Here is a 16,539-nt window from a genome sequence, read left to right as displayed (position 1 = left end):
TCAACATTCAGATATTCAACAGGTTTTCAAAAATATTCCAATCAACATCTATTTAGCTTATTCAAATACCCCCCACAAATAGAGGTTTCTATCTCTTCATAGAAAGAAATGATTAGTTAAGTGGAATATTGTTTGTATATTTGTTACATATAATAGTAATAAGTATAAATATTCAGATATGGATATGATAAATTTTGATGGGTTATTGATCGGTATTGTTACATTCTTGATTATCGGTCTGTTTCATCCGGTAGTCGTGAAGGCCGAGTATTATTGGGGGACGAAATGCTGGTGGATATTCCTTGTCTTGGGGATTTTAGGGGTGATAGCTTCCCTGTTTATAGACAGCGTGTTTGTGTCCGCTATTTGCGGCGTATTCGCCTTCTCATCGTTCTGGACGATCAAGGAGATTTTCGAGCAGGAGGAGCGTGTGCAGAAAGGCTGGTTCCCTCGAAATCCGAAAAGAAAATACCCTTGGGACGATAGTGAGGTGAAATGAATTCTTTTCGTATCTTTGCCCTCGTGAAAGCGATATAAAAGCAATAAAGCTATGAAGACAAAGAGAAAAAAGCAAGATCCGTTAGTCGAGTACATAAAGGCTAACCGGAAAGGCAGTCGTGAGGCCGAGTTAGAAAACCACGGCAGGCCGGTCAGTCATAACCGGATTCATGTATCGAAGAAAGTTTATAATCGTAAAAGAATGAAGGCAGATGCCCAGAGGCATCTGCCTTATTTGTTTTTAGTAGCCTAAAAGGAGACCTTAGTTCGCTGTATTGTTATTGATCGGTGTCTTTTCCTTGAACCATTCTACCAGTATCCCATTCTTGAAGCTTAGGATGTAGTAGCCTTCAGAGTAGTCGGCTATCGTCATGGTGACCGTCTTATAACTGATACTCTCTATGGGGCCGTCCGGGGTTATTCGTGCGCCAGCCGACTCAAAATCCTTTCCTAGTATCGATATAACCTTTTGCTTGGTCATCCCTAGCTCTATCTTATGCATCCGGTTATCCATTTTATAAGGATTCATTACCGTAGCGCATCCCATCAATAGGAACATTGTCAGCAACACGTATATCCCTTTCACCATCTTCATCTCTCTTTTTGTTATTTGTTGTATTGGGGGCTAAAGTAGACATTATCCCGGATATATAGTATCGTGAGGATATAAAAAAAGAGGAAAACCTTTCGATTTTCCTCTTTTCCTAGAGCGGAAGACGGGGCTCAAACCCGCGACCCTCAGCTTGGAAGGCTAATGCTCTATCAACTGAGCTACTTCCGCAATATGTATTCTTTCGGTTTTCGAAAGAATTGGTTCACATAGTGAACCGATCAATTAAGGTGGGCAGTGATGGATTCGAACCACCGAAGGCGAAAGCCAGCTGAGTTACAGTCAGCCCCATTTGGCCACTCTGGTAACTGCCCCCTTGTTCTTAATTGCAGTGCAAAGGTACGATTTATTTTGAAACCTGCAAGCGTTTAGGCAGAAAAATTTACCATTTTTATTGCGGTAACCGCAGCCTCGTCCCCTTTATTGCCATATCTACCTCCCGCACGATCCTCGGATTGCTGCATGGTGTCGGTAGTTAACAGGCCGAAAATGAAAGGGATATCGTACATTAAATTCAATTCTGTAATGCCTTGCGTAACGCCGGAACAAACGTAATCAAAATGTGGCGTATCGCCTCTTACGACGCATCCCAGAACGATCACGGCGTCTAATTCTTTAGTCTCGGCCAATCTTTTGGCTCCAAAAGTCAGTTCAAAACTACCCGGAACTCGTTTAACTACGATGTTCTCCGGTTTCACCCCGTGCTTTTCAAGCGTGTTGCAAGCACCTTCCAATAACTTCTCGGTAATGTTCTTGTTCCATTCCGCAACTACGATGCCGATGTTCATCTCTGAAGCATCGGGTACGCTGTTGAAGTCGTACTCGGATAAATTCTGATAAGCTGTAGCCATACTTGTCTCTTTAAAAGAAGAGGATGCCTTGTTTGACCGAGACATCCTCTGTTATACTATATAATATACTGTTTATTTATTTTCCTGCCGAAGCACGGGTGATATACTTATCGATATCGGATGCCTCCATGGAAGTGTAATACTTGTCCTTGATAGTCGTGTAAGCCTTTACAGCCTTGTCATACTCTTTCAAGTTCTCGTAAGCGATACCGGCCTTCTTCAAGTAAATCGGGCTGATTACCTCATTGTCGGCCTCCTTAGCGGCTTTCTCGAAATAGCTGATTCCTTCTTTCGTATTACCCATGTTCACGTAGCAATCACCGATCAAGCCTGTAACCGCTGGAGATACCATTTGGTCCTTTCCGCTGAAAGATTTCAATAAATCGAGCGCTTTCTGTGTATCGCCCATCTTGTAGTAACAGATACCTGCGTAAGCCTTCGCCAAGTTTCCGGCGTCCGTGCTTCCATATTGGTCGATGATAGCCTCGAAACCTTCATAGTCAGCTCCATTGCCGTTTAAAGCCAAGGCGAAAGAATCTCTGGCGAAGTATTGCTCGCCCTTGAACATGGCGGCGGCAGCTTTTTTCTCCTGAGGAACTAAATAACCATGCTTGATTCCCAAAACAGCTCCAACAACGAGTGCGACAGCTATTATACCGTAAATAATCTTCTTTGAATTGTTTTCAATGAATTGCTCCGATTTGGAGACAATCTCTTCTACTTCTAACTCCTTGTTGGTGTCCTTTTCTTTAGTAGCCATAATGTGTTATAGTTATTTATTAATTTTATCGCTGATTTTAAGCCATACCATACGGTTGGCGATTCAAAGCGCAAAAGTAGTTTTTTTTGCTGATATAATCTATACTTAGAAGTATATTTTTTAATTTTGTACGATTAATACGGTTTAGATGATACTAAAGAAGCTTTCTGTTCTCAATTACAAAAATATACTTCAGTCCGAGGTTATTTTCTCGCCCAAGATGAATTGCTTTTTCGGCAATAACGGGATGGGGAAGACGAATCTATTGGATGCCATTCATTATCTCTCGTTTTGCAAGAGTCATGTCAATACGCCTGATAGCCAGATAATAAACAGTGATCAAGATCTTTGCGTGGTGCAGGGTAACTATGATTATGAGGGACGTGAGGAGGAGATTTTCTGTGCCATGCGGCGTAGGCAACGCAAACAGTTCAAACGGAATAAGAAGGAGTACGACAAGCTGTCCGAGCATATCGGCCTATTACCGTTGGTCATGGTTTCTCCGGCTGATGCCGACTTGATCCGGGGGGGAAGCGATGAGCGACGCCGTTTTCTGGACTTAATCATCTCGCAGCAGGACAAGCCTTATCTGCATGCGCTTATCCAATATAATAAAGCGTTGCTCCAACGGAATACGTTGCTGAAAGATCAGAGCATGGATGCCTCTCTTTATGAGGTATTGGAGATGCAGCTGGGTATGTACGGCCAAATCGTTTACGAGAAGCGGAAAAAACTGGTGGAGGATTTTACCCCGATCTTTAATGAGTACTACCAGACGATCTGCGGCTCTGCCGAGGAGGTAGGGCTACATTATATCTCGCAATTGGAGGAAACGGAGCTTGCCGGTAAATTGGCGATGAGCCGGGAACGGGATCGTATATTGGGCTATACCTCTTCCGGTATCCATAAGGATGAGCTGGAAATGACGTTAGGCGGGTACCTGATTCGCCGGGTTGGTTCGCAAGGACAGAATAAGACGTATCTGATCGCCTTGAAACTCGCTCAGTTCGCTTTCCTAAATAAACGGGGACAGACTACACCTATCTTGCTGTTGGATGATATTTTCGATAAGCTGGACGCTAGCCGTGTGGAGCAGATCATCAAACTGGTCAGCGAGAATGGCTTCGGGCAGATTTTTATTACGGATACGAACCGGAAGTATCTGGATGAGATCTTATTGGCTATGAATCATGACTATGCCCTCTTCCGTGTGGAACGTGGCGAGGTACAACCTATGGAGGAATAAGGATGCAGAGAAGAAATACACAGACATTGGGTGAGGTGCTTCGTGACTTTTTCGAGGATAATACCGAGTTGTACGAGAAAATGATGGAGATCCGGGTTCAGCGTGCGTGGGGAGAAGTTTTAGGGCCTACGATCATGCAGTACACACGTAATATATATGTACGTGATAAGGTGCTTCATGTCTCATTGACTTCCTCCGTACTTCGTAGCGAGTTGACGCTTTGCCGGGAACGGTTGGTGAAAAGCTTGAATGATTACGCGGGTGCCTCGGTCATTACCAATATCGTTTTTCATTGAGTGTGGCTTTACCATTCGCAATATTACTTACTGGGTCAAGTAACATATACTGCCCAGCCCCGGTAAGTATATATGGCTTGCCCCAGTAAGTATATATTCTGCGGAGAGATCAATAGATGGTGTCTTCTGTTATTACGTAATCCATTTTCTTGTCGAGTGGCTCTACCGGGACTTGCGGTATCATCTGGAATCCGAAGCATATGCCAACCTTGGGAGCGTTGAGCGTGGAAAGAAGGCGGTCATAGAATCCCCTCCCTCGTCCCATGCGGTTCTTGTCTTTGTCAAAGGCGACTCCGGGCACGATAATCAAGTCGATCTCATTCTTTGGAACTTCTATGCCGTCCGCCTTGGGCTCTAATATCCCGAAAGGTCCGGGTTTTAGGGATTCTGGCCCTTCGTAAAGAAGCAATCTCAAATCATCACCGACGATCAAGGGCAACAGAAGCTTTTTCTTCCGGTACCATTTCTCGATAAAGCCGGCGGTCTGTACTTCTCCCGCTATAGCGTGATAAAGGGCGATACAAGAAGCCGCTTGGAACAGTTCCGTCTGTTCCAAGCGGTCCATGATCTTATCCGATAGCTCGCACAAGGTAATCCTCGAATATTCTTTCTTTCGAGAGGCCATATCTTTTCGTAGGGCCTGCTTGGCTGTGTAAGTCTCCATTCGCTGATTGTTTTAATAGTTCCGCGTTCGGCACGGATTTTCCCTCTTGCAAGATCTTGATCGCGCGTAATAAGGTAACGTCATCTTTTAGAAAAATGGGGTAGAAGCCCGCCTCGTCGAAGAAATTCCTTACGATATACGCTTGCAATTGGTTCTCGATTAACTTGCCGGATATATTAATTAATGTAGGACGTCTCTTGATTCCCTTGCTAGCCGCGAAGTTCACGAAGTCGGAAAGGAGCGGTTGTTGCTGCAAGTAATTATATAATTCCTCCCAAGTCTTGAATGAGCCTAGTTTCTCCCGATGGCGGTCTGAGTACTCGAGCGCATACAGGTAAAGCACGCCGCTATTTACCACATTTGAGTAGTAAGAGGTAACGCCGCTCGTGTCACGAGGGATAAAGATATCCGGCATGATACCGCCCCCGCCGTATACGGTACGTCCGCCTACGGTCTGGTATTTTAAGGAATCATCCATCTTGATGCTATCGGCCGAGTCAAACTCGCCGTGCATATATCGGTTATAGATATCTTGGTCGTAAGCGTCCGTATTACCCATCTCATATTTCTTCTGGATGCAGCGACCGGACGGCGTGTAATAACGGGCGATGGTCAATCGCATCTCTGAACCGTCGCTCAATGACATTTGAGTTTGTACCAGACCCTTGCCATACGTTCTCCGTCCGATAATCGTACCCCGGTCGTTATCTTGGATCGCTCCGGAGAAGATCTCACTGGCGGAAGCCGAGATCTCATCGGTCAATACTACGATCGGGGCGTCTTTACAAGTTCCGGTTCCGTTCGCGTATACGTCGGAACGGGGGAACGACTTACCTTCCGTGTAGACGATCAAGCGTCCTTCCGGCATAAACTCGTTAATCATATTGATAGCGGCATCCATATATCCGCCGGTATTACCCCGTAAGTCGATCACGAAAGAGGTACAGCCCGCTTGTTTCAGCTTGGCGATCGCCGTGATGAACTCATTATAAGTATTCCGGGCGAATTTGCTAACCTTGATGTAACCTATACCTTTAGCCGCTTCGTAAGAAACATCGACCGAATTAACAGGGACATCTCCACGGGTTACGTCAAAATAGAGCAACTCAGGAGAATTCCCTCGCTGTACGCCTAGTTTCACCGTACTGTTCTTTGCGCCCCGGAGTGTCTTCATGATCTCTCCTTGGTTCTTTTTCTTACCGGAGAAAATAGAATCATTGATCGAGATGATCCGGTCGAAGGGCAGTAAACCTGCTTTCTCTGCGGGACCACCGCTAATTACGCTGATCACTAGGATCGTATCGGTTTGCATATTAAATGATACGCCAATACCACTGAAAGAACCTTCCAGCTCCTCATTCACCACGGAAGCGTCTTCGGCGGGGATATATACGGAGTGAGGGTCTAATTCACTGAATATTTTCGGGATCGTACTCTCTACCAGCTTAGACATGCTAACCGTGTCAACATATTGCTCGTCGATAATGTCCAAGATGGCATTTATCTTGTTACCGCTGGAGTAGGACCGTTTCTTTCCTTGACTGATAGATAAATAATGGTTCCCAATAAAGATACCTAAAGCGATACTAGCCGCGATGATAACCGGGAGCCATACGGTCAGTCTTTTGTTTTTATCCATAAAAACGTTTTATTTATTCGTTCAAATCTATATAATCTACTATGATACCGGCACGCTTCAATAATTCGCAGCCGTCCGCTATTCGATAATTCTCGGAATAGACCACTCGCTTGATCCCGGATTGTATGATTAATTTCGCGCATTCAATGCAAGGGGAGGAGGTCACATAAATGGTCGCTCCTTTACTGCTGTTCGATGAGGCTGCCACTTTTGTGATGGCGTTAGCCTCCGCATGTAGAACATAAGGCTTGGTGACATTGTTCTCGTCTTCGCAAACATTTTCAAAACCGGCGGGTGTTCCATTGTATCCGTCGGATATGATCATTTTATCTTTTACTAATAATGCGCCCACTTGGCGTCGTTTACAGTACGAATTCTCGGCCCAGATAGCGGCCATTCGCAGGTAACGTTTATCTAATTCGTGCTGTTTTTCTGTTTTCTCGCACATTTGTTTACTCTTTTGTCTTTTAATCCAGACACAAAGGTAGTGATTATTTAGATTTACCGGGCTTATCGCCCGGTAAATTATTACTTCTTAATACCATTACGGATTAATAAGGCGTCTATCGTTGGCTCTTGTCCACGGAAACGCTTGTATAACACGGCGGGATCTTCCGTACCACCTTTGGATAAGATATTGTCACGGAAAGATTTCGCGACCTCCTTGTTGAAGATTCCTTTCGATTTGAAAACGGAGAAAGCGTCGGCGTCTAATACCTCGGCCCATTTATATCCGTAATAGCCTGCTGCGTATCCTCCGGAGAAAATATGTCCGAAGCTTGTGCCCATCAAGGCTTCCGGTACTTCCGGCATGATTACGGTCGGAGCCCAAGCTTTTTTCTCGAATGCCGCTACGTCACCGTCGAAAGGTTGCTCCAACGTATGCCATGCCATATCCAGCAAGCCAAAGCTTAATTGGCGGCAGCAAAGGTAGCCAGCGTTGAAGTTTGAGGCGTTTACCAAGCTTTGTATCATCTCTTGCGGGATTTTCTCTCCGGTCTGGTAATGAACGGCGATCTGATCTAAGAACTCTTTTTCAGTCAACCAGTTCTCCATGATCTGGGAAGGTAATTCTACGAAATCACGATAAACGCTGGTTCCCGAAAGGCTGGAATATGTTCCTTGCGCTAGCATGCCGTGCAAGGAGTGCCCGAACTCATGCAAGAGCGTGTTCACCTCGTCGAAACTTAACAAAGAGGGCTTCGTGTCTGTCGGACGGGTAAAGTTCATCACGATAACGATCTGAGGACGGCTATCTTTTCCGTCTTTATCTTTGTATTGAGCCTTGATATTGTTCATCCAAGCGCCGGATTGTTTTCCGTCACGAGGGAAGAAATCCGTATAAAGGATAGCAAGGAACTTACCATCGGCATCGTATACTTCGTAAGCGTCTACTTCCGGATGATAAACCGGGATTTTCTTGTTTTCCTTAAAGGTGATACCGTAGAGCTGGGTAGCTAATCCGAATACGCCTTTCTTTACGTTGCTCAACTCGAAATAAGGGCGAGTCATCTCGTCGTTTACCTTGAAGCGGATATCCCGTAACTTCTCGGAATAATAACTCCAGTCCCAAGGCATAACGGTGATATTCTCTTTCTCTGTACCTAACGCGAATCCTTCTACCGCATTGTATTCGTTGATCGCTATCGGTTTATAAGCTTCGAGTAACTGATTCAATAATTTGTATACGTTCGCTGAGTTTTTAGCCATCGTGTGTTCCAGCGCATATTCGGCGTAATTCTTGAATCCCATCAACTGGGCGATCTCTAGGCGGATATTAACGATCTTTTTGATAATGTCCTTATTGTCGAACTCATCCCCTTTATTTCCTACGCTCATGTATTCACGATACATTTTCTCTCGCAAATCACGCTTGTCGGAATAACGCATGAATGGAATGTAACTCGGAGCCGAGAGATTGAATAACCATCCGTTTTTATCTTTACTTTTGGCTAACATGGCCGCTGCGTCACGAGCACTTTCGGGTAAGCCGGATAGTTCGTTCTCGTCCGTTATTTGTAATTCGAACCGGTTTTTATCTTTCAAGGCGTTTTGATCGAACTGCAAGGTTAACATGCTTAGGTCCATACTTAGCTTGCGGTATTTTTCCTTGTCATCTTTATTTAACGTAGCCCCATTCGCTTTAAACGACTCGTAAAGGTCTTCCAGCAATTTAGCATCCTCGGTAGAAAGGTTCAGTTGTTCTTTTTTATCATAGATTGATTTGACCCGAGCAAGTAGCTTCTCATTTAAGAAGATGTTATTGGATGTCTGGGATAACTTCGGGGAGACACGTTGCGAGATTTCCATCATCTCGTCGTTAGCCTCTGCCCCTAATACATTAAAAAAAACAGAAGAGACTGTTTCTAATAATTTGCCGCTACGTTCCAGAGCTACTACCGTATTCTCGAAAGTAGCCGGTTGCGGGTTATTGGCGATCTCTTGCACCTCTTTTTCCATTTGCTTGATTCCTTCGTCGAAAGCGGGCTCATAATGCTCGATCTTGATCTTATCGAAAGGAGGGGTCTCGAATGGTGTTTTAAACTTCCCGAAGAAAGGGTTATTTGCTGCGTGTGTCATTTGAATTGCGCTTAATAAAATTACTACATTATATAATAACTTCCTCATATTAAAAATTGTTTGTAAATTTCCGCAAAGGTAGGCATTTTAATCACAGGAACATTATAGGCATCTGTTTTTATATTCAGATTGATTTAAAATGAAAAATAGAACATTTCCTATGACTAAACCGAGGCTTGTTTTCGGGGGGCTGTACCTTGATTTTGAGCTTTGATGAATATGATAATAGGATTGATTTAACAAAAATTTATATGTTTGAAAACACTCCTTTAGAGCACCTTTCTTTTTAAAGCCTTGATCTATAAGTTTATCGTAGAAGAAGGGTGCCTTTTTTTCTAAATAAATATAAAAGACAGTTTGTTTTTTTAGTTATTAAATAATACTTTTGATTCTCAGAAACGAAAATAATTTCATTTTGATATTAAAGAAAGTAACTTAAAACCCAAATACACATATGAGTTATCTTAAATTTGACAAAACAGTAATGATAAACCTGGAAGAGTCGCTGACTCGTGAGGTGCTTCGAACCAACCGTTTGGGAGCCTATCACTGCACTACTGTTGTTGATTGTAATACCAGGAAATACCACGGACTACTCGTTATGCCTGTGCCTGCGATTGATGATGACAACCATGTGTTACTGTCTTCTTTTGATGAGACGGTAATTCAACATGGTGCCGAATTTAATCTTGGGTTGCATAAATATGCAGGCGATAATTTCAGTCCCAAGGGACATAAGTACATCCGCGAGTATAGCTCAGAGACAGTACCTCGTACGCTTTACCGTGTAGGAGGTGTGATCTTCTCGAAAGAGAAAGTGTTTTCCATGTACGAGAATCGTATCATGATTAAGTATACGTTGGAAGATGCTCATTCCGCTACGACCTTACGTTTCCGTCCTTTCCTCGCTTTCCGTAGCGTGAAGAACTTAACGCAAGCCAATGGTAACGTGAACCAATCTTACGAGGAAGTCACAAACGGAATCAAGACATGTATGTATCCCGGTTATCCGGAACTGTATATGCAATTTAACAAGAAAGTTAAATTTGTGTATGAGCCGTATTGGTACAATGGCATCGAGTATCCGAAAGAACAAGAGAGGGGATATCCTTATCAGGAGGATTTGTATGTTCCCGGATATTTCGAGGTCCCTATCAAAAAAGGGGAGACTATTATTTTCAGCGCTGGCGATAGTGCAGTGGCAACTACCCGCTTGAAGGCACTGTATGAGAATGAGGTCGTAGCTCGTACGCCTCGTACTAGCTTCTTCAATTGCTTGAAGAATTCCGCTCAGCAATTTTATTTTCGTCCCAAGGAAGACGACGCTTATCTATTAGCGGGCTATCCATGGTTTAAAGTACGTGCGAGAGATTTGTTCGTAGCTCTTCCGGGTAGTACGTTGTCTATCGATGATCCGGTTCGTTTTGAGAAGATCATGCATACGGCGATGCCGGCGATGCGGGCGTATATGGCGAATGGGCGTTTCGATGCGGTAATTCGTGAGATCGAGCATCCGGATGTCTTTTTATGGGCGATCTGGTCGATCCAACAGTATGCTAAGCATGAGGGCGTTGAAAAGGCACGTGAGCTATACGGCGATTTCGTGAAAGAAGTTATCGATTATATACGGGACCAGAAACATCCCGATATGAAATTGATGGAGAATGGTTTACTTTTCGCTAATGGAAAAGATAAGGCGATTACTTGGATGAATTCTACCGTAAACGGAAAACCTGTTGTAACTCGTTCTGGTTATATAGTGGAATTTAACGCTCTTTGGTATAATGCTCTTTGTTTCTATACAGAATTGATGGGGGGAGTACCTGTCGAGGGTATTGATCCGATTATCAAGTCGATGGATAAATCGTTCCCGGAAACCTTTGTGAACGGGTATAATTATTTGTTCGATTCCGTGAATGGTTCTACGGTAGATTGGAGCGTACGGCCTAATATGATTTTCGCTGTGGCATTGCCTTATTCCCCATTGACGAGGATGCAGAAACGTGCCGTAGTGGATATCGTGACGAAAGAGTTGCTTACCCCGAAGGGCTTGCGTTCCTTGAGTCCGAAGAGCGAAGGATATCGCCCGTATTATGTGGGGCCGCAATATGAACGAGATTTGGCTTATCACCAAGGTACTGCTTGGCCGTGGTTGTTAGGCGCCTATTTAGAAGCTTATTTGCGTGTATTCGGAAAGAGTGGCGTTGCTTTTGCTGAACGTATGTTGATAAGCTTAGAGGAGGAGATGTCATTGCATTGTATAGGAACGATCCCGGAATTGTTTGATGGTAACCCGCCGTTTACCGGACGTGGAGCTGTCTCATTTGCGATGAACGTTGCTGCTATCCTCCGTGTTGTGGATTTGTTGAAGAAGTATAACGCCGAATAAAACTAAGTACCATTATGAAAGCATTAATGTTTGGATGGGAATTTCCTCCTCATATCTTGGGCGGTTTAGGAACGGCCAGTTTCGGTTTGACACGAGGCATGGCAATGCAGCCCGATATGGATATTACTTTTTGTATACCGAAGCCCTGGGGCGATGAAGACCAGAGCTTTCTAAAGATAGTGGGTGTCAACCAAGTTCCGATTGTTTGGAAGGATGTTGACCGTGAATATGTGCAGCAACGGGTTTCCAAAGCGGGAATGAACGCTGACCAGTATTATAAGTACAGGGATCATATTTATGCGGATTTCAGTTATCGTCATGTGACTGATTTAGGGTGCCTTGAGTTCTCCGGACGTTATCCGGATAACTTGCTGGAAGAGATTAATAACTATTCGATCGTGGCAGGCGTGATCGCTCGTACGGAAGAGTATGATATCATCCATGCGCACGACTGGTTAACTTATCCGGCGGGTATTCACGCTAAAAATGTGAGTGGTAAGCCTTTGGTCATCCATGTTCATGCTACGGATTACGATCGTAGTCGCGGTAATGTGAATCCGGATGTCTATGCGATTGAGAAGAATGGTATGGACAATGCAGACCATATCATAACGGTGAGTAATTTGACTCGTCAGACGGTGATTGAGAAATATCATCAAGATCCCTCTAAGGTAACGACCGTACATAACGCCGTAGAGCCTTTAAGTCCTGAGATTTTAGCGATCCCAGATAAAAAGGGTGTAAAGGATAAGGTTATTACATTCTTAGGTCGTATCACGATGCAGAAAGGGCCGGAATATTTCGTTGAGGCTGCCGCAAAGGTTTTGGCTAAGGCTCCTTATGCACGTTTCGTGATGGCTGGTAGTGGTGATATGATGGATCAAATGATTCGTTTGGCTGCGGCACGTAATATTTCAGATCGTTTCCACTTTACTGGATTTATGAAGGGTAAGCAGGTCTATGAGGTGTTGAAAGCCAGTGATGTATATGTGATGCCTTCGGTTTCCGAGCCTTTTGGTATCTCTCCGTTGGAAGCCATGCAATGTGGTGTACCCTCTATCATTTCTAAACAATCCGGTTGCGCCGAGATCTTGGATTATGCGATTAAGGTGGATTATTGGGATATTGAGGCGTTAGCGGATGCCATGTATTCTATTATTACTTATCCTGCCATGCATGAGTTCTTGAAAGTGGAAGGTAAGAAAGAGGTGGATAATATCAAATGGGAGTATGCCGGACAAAAGGTTCGTCGTATTTACGACAATGTGATAGGTAACAAATAAATTAACGACAAGACAAAAATAAAACAAACAATATTATGAAAACGATCTGCTTTTATTTTCAAATACATCAGCCGTTCCGTTTAAAAAGATATCGCTTCTTCGATATAGGTAACGACCATTACTATTACGATGATTTCCAGAATGAGGAGATTATCCATCGTATAGCTGAACAATGTTACTTGCCGGCTAACCGGACTATTTTGGAGATGATTAAGACCAGTGGTGGTAAGTTTAAGGTAGCGTTCTCTATTTCCGGCGTAGCGTTGGAGCAGATGGAGATTTATACTCCGGAAGTGATCGATAGCTTTAAGGAATTGGCGGCTACGGGGAATGTGGAATTCTTGTCTGAGACTTATGCTCATTCTCTTTCTTCCTTGGGAGATCCGGAGGAGTTCAAGCATCAAGTAAAGAAACAAGAAGATAAGATCAAGACTTTATTCGGGGTTAAACCGAAAGTGTTCCGTAATACGGAGTTGATTTACTCGGATGATATTTCCGCTATGGTTTCTGAGATGGGCTATAAGGGAATGTTGACGGAGGGTGCTAAGCATATCTTAGGTTGGAAGAGTCCGAACTATATGTATTCTTCTTGCGTAGCTCCGAAGTTGAGTTTATTATTGAAGAATGACCGTTTCAGCGAGGATTTATCGAACCGTTTCAGTGATTATAGTTGGAATGAGTATCCTTTGACAGCCGATAAGTATATGTCATGGATCGCTGCTACTCCGGATTCAGAGCAAATCATTAATTTGTTTATGAATTATGAGGTGCTGGGATCTTTGCATCCAGCTTCAACCGGTATTTTTGAGTTCTTCAAGGCTTTGCCTCGTTTTGCCGCAGATAAGGGTATTAGTTTCTCTACTCCATCGGAAGTATTTACATTGATCAAGCCGGTAGACTCTATCTCCGTTCCTTATCCGATCTCTTGGGTAGATGAGGAGAGAGATTGTAGTTCTTGGTTAGGAAATGTATTGCAGCAGGAAGCGTTCCGTAAGATTAACGAGATCGGTGAACGTGTTCGTTTGTCTCAGACTCGTCGTATCCGTCAGGACTGGTACTATCTGCAGAGCAGTGACCATTTCTATTATATGAGTACAAAGCATATGGGACAGGGAGGCTTTAGCCCTTACGATAATCCGTATGACGCATTTAATAACTATATGAATGTTCTTTCCGATTTCATTGTTCGTGTGAATGCGGAATTCCCGGAAAACATAGAGAATGAGGAATTGAATTCATTGCTTTCTACGATTAAGAATCAAGGAGAGGAAATCGAGAGTCTACAGAAAGAATTAGATAAATTAAAAAAGAAGGCGGCGAAGAAATAAGTCGTTAATTGATTTGACTAGACTATTTTTGGAGAGTGACGGGTCCTTTTAGGGACCCGTTATTTTTTGCCTTAGAGATACGGATATAAAAAAAGCGAGATGAAAAACATCTCGCTTTTTTTATTATATAGATTCTTTGCTATCTGACATATTTACATGATGTAATACCAATTTTCATCACCTCTTCATCCTTTCGTATCTTTACTCCTGAAGGAGCTAGATAATTCGTGATGGCTGTTGTAACAACTGTACTTTGACCGTAACTGTTGTTTGTGGTAGTTGTTCGTTGAACAGGGATAAGAAGTAGGCTCAAATCTTTGTCCGGATTATTCTCCATCTGATATTTTAATAAATTGGCAAGATTCGGGAATGAGTACGTACGAGTAGTCGCATCGTAAGCATTGGATAGAAACGAGGTTACATTATTGTCAATCTGACTACCCTCAAAGAAACTTTTTACCGAATCCTCTGGCAATATTAATAGATAAGGAGGAGGAGCCAATGCATATTGCCAATCTTCTTGCGGCATCGCTTTTAACTCTAGTGGTAAATTATTCACGATACGTTTTTCCATGATCGGAGTAATTTCCTGTGTCGGAAGAACGATGCGTGTACAAACGCCGGCAGGAGTCTTAAAGAATGCATAGCTGTCGTTCGGTTGTAGCAATTGACTCATATCCGTATTTTTGAAACGACTTAGCTGAATAACCTCTTTAGTGACGGAGAAAGCTTCCCACGTGGTTATTAAAGAGTCTTTTCCTGCTGTGCTTTTAACCGCATGATTATAATATATCTTAAGGACAGAGCTAGCCACGGACAATATATTACCACTACCGAAGGTCGTTGTTACATAAAGCCCCGGGAAAAACTCATTGAAAGTTTCTTGATTCTTGAATGTACCCGGATTATTAATCGTTTCATCATAAAATTTTTGTCCGAACTCAGTAGGCATTTTAATGCTTACATGAGGGCTGTAACCATCAGAGTTTCTAAGGGAGTCGGATATACTTGTGTTATAAGCAGTATAAGCTTGAGCACCCATTGACTCTTGCATATTGCAATATTGCTTAGGGTCAATATTTGTATAAAAATTCTTTTGTAATGGACTTGTAATTTTAAAGATCTCCGCACGCATAGGCGCCAAGGAGTCTCCTACCCATACACCGTTTTTATTGGAACCATTATAATATATATTGAATTCCACCGAATCAATTTTTCCCTCATAAGGTGTATGCGCAAATTGAAAATCACTCGGACAATAGAATTGGCACATATAATCCGATACAAGGTTACCATACAGCGGATCGTAGAGTTCACCCAACTGGGCGCTAGTAGACCTTGCGTAAATAGAATCTAATTGCACCGTAGTGGCTTGTATCTGGAACGTGTCCATATATACCGCAATTGTATCGTCGCCTGGCTGAATACTTGTTCCTATCGAACTAAAATCATCATTACACCCGGCCAAAATGCTAGCACCAAGGCCAAGTCCAAGTATTAAAAGCTTGATTTTCATTACTACATTTATTATTTCGTGTTAGAATCCAATACCACGTCGTAGAACTTATTGAACTCGTCCATATAAGTTTCCGGTGACTGATAGGGAAGGAAAGGAGTATCTTTCTTGGCAGAGATATAATCAAGGACTTCTTGATTGATCGTCTCGCTACCTTGGATTACACCATCAGCGAAATCAATCGCTAATTTGGTTAGGCCCACAAAACTTGTATCTGCCTTGATTAACTTCAAGTCAGCTTCTTTGGCTCCGTCCGCCTTCAGTTTTGTCGCGAAATCTTTGTTTAGCGGGTTCTTGAAGTCATCGTTGTAGATCGAATAAACGATTTTCGCATTACGCAGGCACGGGTCATCGGCATACATTCTCTTGATGTAAAGAGCCGTTAACGCTGACATCCAGCCATGGCAATGGATTACATCAGGAATCCAACGCAATTTTTTTACGGTTTCCAATACTCCGCGTACATAGAAGATCGAACGATCGTCATTATCTTCATACTCATTTCCATTCTCATCGCTGACCGTGGATTTCCGTTGGAAGAAATCCTCGTTGTCAATAAAGTAAACCTGCATCCGGGCCGATTGAATGGATGCTACCTTAATGATCAGAGGATGGTCCGTGTCGTCAATAATAAGATTCATACCAGACAGACGGATAACCTCGTGCAACTGATTGCGGCGCTCGTTGATATTTCCGAATTTTGGCATGAATGTCCTGATTTCGCGACCACGCTCCTGAATTCCTTGCGGCAAATTTCTACATATTGTCGCGATCTCGGATTCGGGAAGGTAGGGAGTGATTTCTTGGGCTATAAACAAGATTTTTTTTGCATCCATTCTGTAAACTAGTTTTATAAAGACGCTACAAAGATACGAAAAA

16 protein-coding genes and 2 tRNA genes are annotated in these 16,539 nt (G+C 43.2%); 7 read left to right on the top strand and 11 right to left on the bottom strand.

Annotated elements, in window-relative coordinates:
• Positions 1–178 precede the first annotated feature (178 nt).
• Positions 179–499: a DUF4491 family protein gene (locus D7V92_RS17640; protein ID WP_008774116.1), complete on the top strand. Its 321-nt coding sequence runs from the start codon at positions 179–181 to the stop codon at positions 497–499.
• A gap of 51 nt (positions 500–550) precedes the next feature.
• Positions 551–751, top strand: coding sequence for a hypothetical protein (locus D7V92_RS17635; protein ID WP_005861590.1), 201 nt, complete (start codon positions 551–553; stop codon positions 749–751).
• 9 nt (positions 752–760) lie between these two features.
• On the opposite strand, the gene D7V92_RS17630 is transcribed toward D7V92_RS17635, so the two are convergent.
• From D7V92_RS17630 to D7V92_RS17610, 5 genes are all read right to left on the bottom strand, one after another.
• On the bottom strand, positions 761–1,093 hold the full coding sequence (locus D7V92_RS17630) for a hypothetical protein (protein ID WP_008774115.1): 333 nt from the start codon (positions 1,091–1,093) through the stop codon (positions 761–763).
• A gap of 113 nt (positions 1,094–1,206) precedes the next feature.
• A tRNA-Gly gene (locus D7V92_RS17625) sits at positions 1,207–1,279 on the bottom strand.
• 60 nt (positions 1,280–1,339) lie between these two features.
• Positions 1,340–1,422: transfer RNA gene (locus D7V92_RS17620), tRNA-Tyr, on the bottom strand.
• Between the two features lie 54 nt (positions 1,423–1,476).
• Positions 1,477–1,959: a 6,7-dimethyl-8-ribityllumazine synthase gene (gene ribH, locus D7V92_RS17615; protein ID WP_008774114.1), complete on the bottom strand. Its 483-nt coding sequence runs from the start codon at positions 1,957–1,959 to the stop codon at positions 1,477–1,479.
• Positions 1,960–2,035: 76 nt separating this feature from the next.
• The gene (locus tag D7V92_RS17610; protein ID WP_005861596.1) at positions 2,036–2,719 is read right to left on the bottom strand and encodes a tetratricopeptide repeat protein; all 684 of its coding nucleotides are present in this window, start codon (positions 2,717–2,719) and stop codon (positions 2,036–2,038) included.
• Positions 2,720–2,867: 148 nt separating this feature from the next.
• On the opposite strand from D7V92_RS17610, the gene D7V92_RS17605 reads away from it, so the two are divergent.
• Complete coding sequence (locus tag D7V92_RS17605; RefSeq protein ID WP_005861599.1) at positions 2,868–3,965, top strand: DNA replication/repair protein RecF; 1,098 nt, start codon at positions 2,868–2,870, stop codon at positions 3,963–3,965.
• A 2-nt stretch (positions 3,966–3,967) separates the two neighbouring features.
• Complete coding sequence (locus D7V92_RS17600; RefSeq protein ID WP_005865842.1) at positions 3,968–4,261, top strand: DUF721 domain-containing protein; 294 nt, start codon at positions 3,968–3,970, stop codon at positions 4,259–4,261.
• Between the two features lie 109 nt (positions 4,262–4,370).
• Here D7V92_RS17600 and D7V92_RS17595 read toward each other — a convergent pair whose 3' ends face one another.
• From D7V92_RS17595 to D7V92_RS17580, 4 genes are all read right to left on the bottom strand, one after another.
• Complete coding sequence (locus tag D7V92_RS17595; RefSeq protein WP_233572875.1) at positions 4,371–4,886, bottom strand: 5-formyltetrahydrofolate cyclo-ligase; 516 nt, start codon at positions 4,884–4,886, stop codon at positions 4,371–4,373.
• Positions 4,831–6,564, bottom strand: coding sequence for a S41 family peptidase (locus D7V92_RS17590; RefSeq protein WP_121773400.1), 1,734 nt, complete (start codon positions 6,562–6,564; stop codon positions 4,831–4,833). The genes D7V92_RS17595 and D7V92_RS17590 overlap by 56 nt, the downstream gene beginning before the upstream one ends.
• Positions 6,565–6,577: 13 nt before the next feature.
• Positions 6,578–7,012: a dCMP deaminase family protein gene (locus D7V92_RS17585; protein ID WP_008778036.1), complete on the bottom strand. Its 435-nt coding sequence runs from the start codon at positions 7,010–7,012 to the stop codon at positions 6,578–6,580.
• Positions 7,013–7,092: 80 nt separating this feature from the next.
• Positions 7,093–9,192, bottom strand: coding sequence for a M3 family metallopeptidase (locus D7V92_RS17580; RefSeq protein WP_199718921.1), 2,100 nt, complete (start codon positions 9,190–9,192; stop codon positions 7,093–7,095).
• A 406-nt stretch (positions 9,193–9,598) separates the two neighbouring features.
• Between D7V92_RS17580 and D7V92_RS17575 the strand changes: the two genes are divergently transcribed.
• The 3 genes from D7V92_RS17575 to D7V92_RS17565 are packed head-to-tail and all read left to right on the top strand — an operon-like array spanning position 9,599 to position 14,144.
• Entirely contained in the window at positions 9,599–11,533 is a 1,935-nt protein-coding gene (locus tag D7V92_RS17575; RefSeq protein ID WP_121773399.1) for a glycogen debranching enzyme N-terminal domain-containing protein, read from the top strand.
• Between the two features lie 14 nt (positions 11,534–11,547).
• Complete coding sequence (locus D7V92_RS17570; protein WP_005865850.1) at positions 11,548–12,816, top strand: glycosyltransferase; 1,269 nt, start codon at positions 11,548–11,550, stop codon at positions 12,814–12,816.
• Positions 12,817–12,851: 35 nt separating this feature from the next.
• Positions 12,852–14,144 (top strand): glycoside hydrolase family 57 protein, encoded by a 1,293-nt coding sequence (locus D7V92_RS17565; RefSeq protein ID WP_005861616.1) that lies wholly within the window; start codon positions 12,852–12,854, stop codon positions 14,142–14,144.
• Positions 14,145–14,283: 139 nt separating this feature from the next.
• On the opposite strand, the gene D7V92_RS17560 is transcribed toward D7V92_RS17565, so the two are convergent.
• Both D7V92_RS17560 and D7V92_RS17555 read right to left on the bottom strand, forming a co-directional pair.
• A complete protein-coding gene (locus D7V92_RS17560; protein ID WP_121773398.1) occupies positions 14,284–15,660 on the bottom strand; it encodes a DUF4270 domain-containing protein in 1,377 nt (458 codons plus the stop codon).
• A gap of 11 nt (positions 15,661–15,671) precedes the next feature.
• Positions 15,672–16,496: a glycogen/starch synthase gene (locus tag D7V92_RS17555; RefSeq protein ID WP_005861620.1), complete on the bottom strand. Its 825-nt coding sequence runs from the start codon at positions 16,494–16,496 to the stop codon at positions 15,672–15,674.
• Between the last annotated feature and the right edge of the window lie 43 nt (positions 16,497–16,539).

The sequence above is a fragment of the Parabacteroides sp. CH2-D42-20 genome, from assembly GCF_003670185.1.
Taxonomy (GTDB): Bacteria; Bacteroidota; Bacteroidia; order Bacteroidales; family Tannerellaceae; genus Parabacteroides; species Parabacteroides distasonis.
This window is presented reverse-complemented; position numbering and strand designations above follow the sequence as displayed.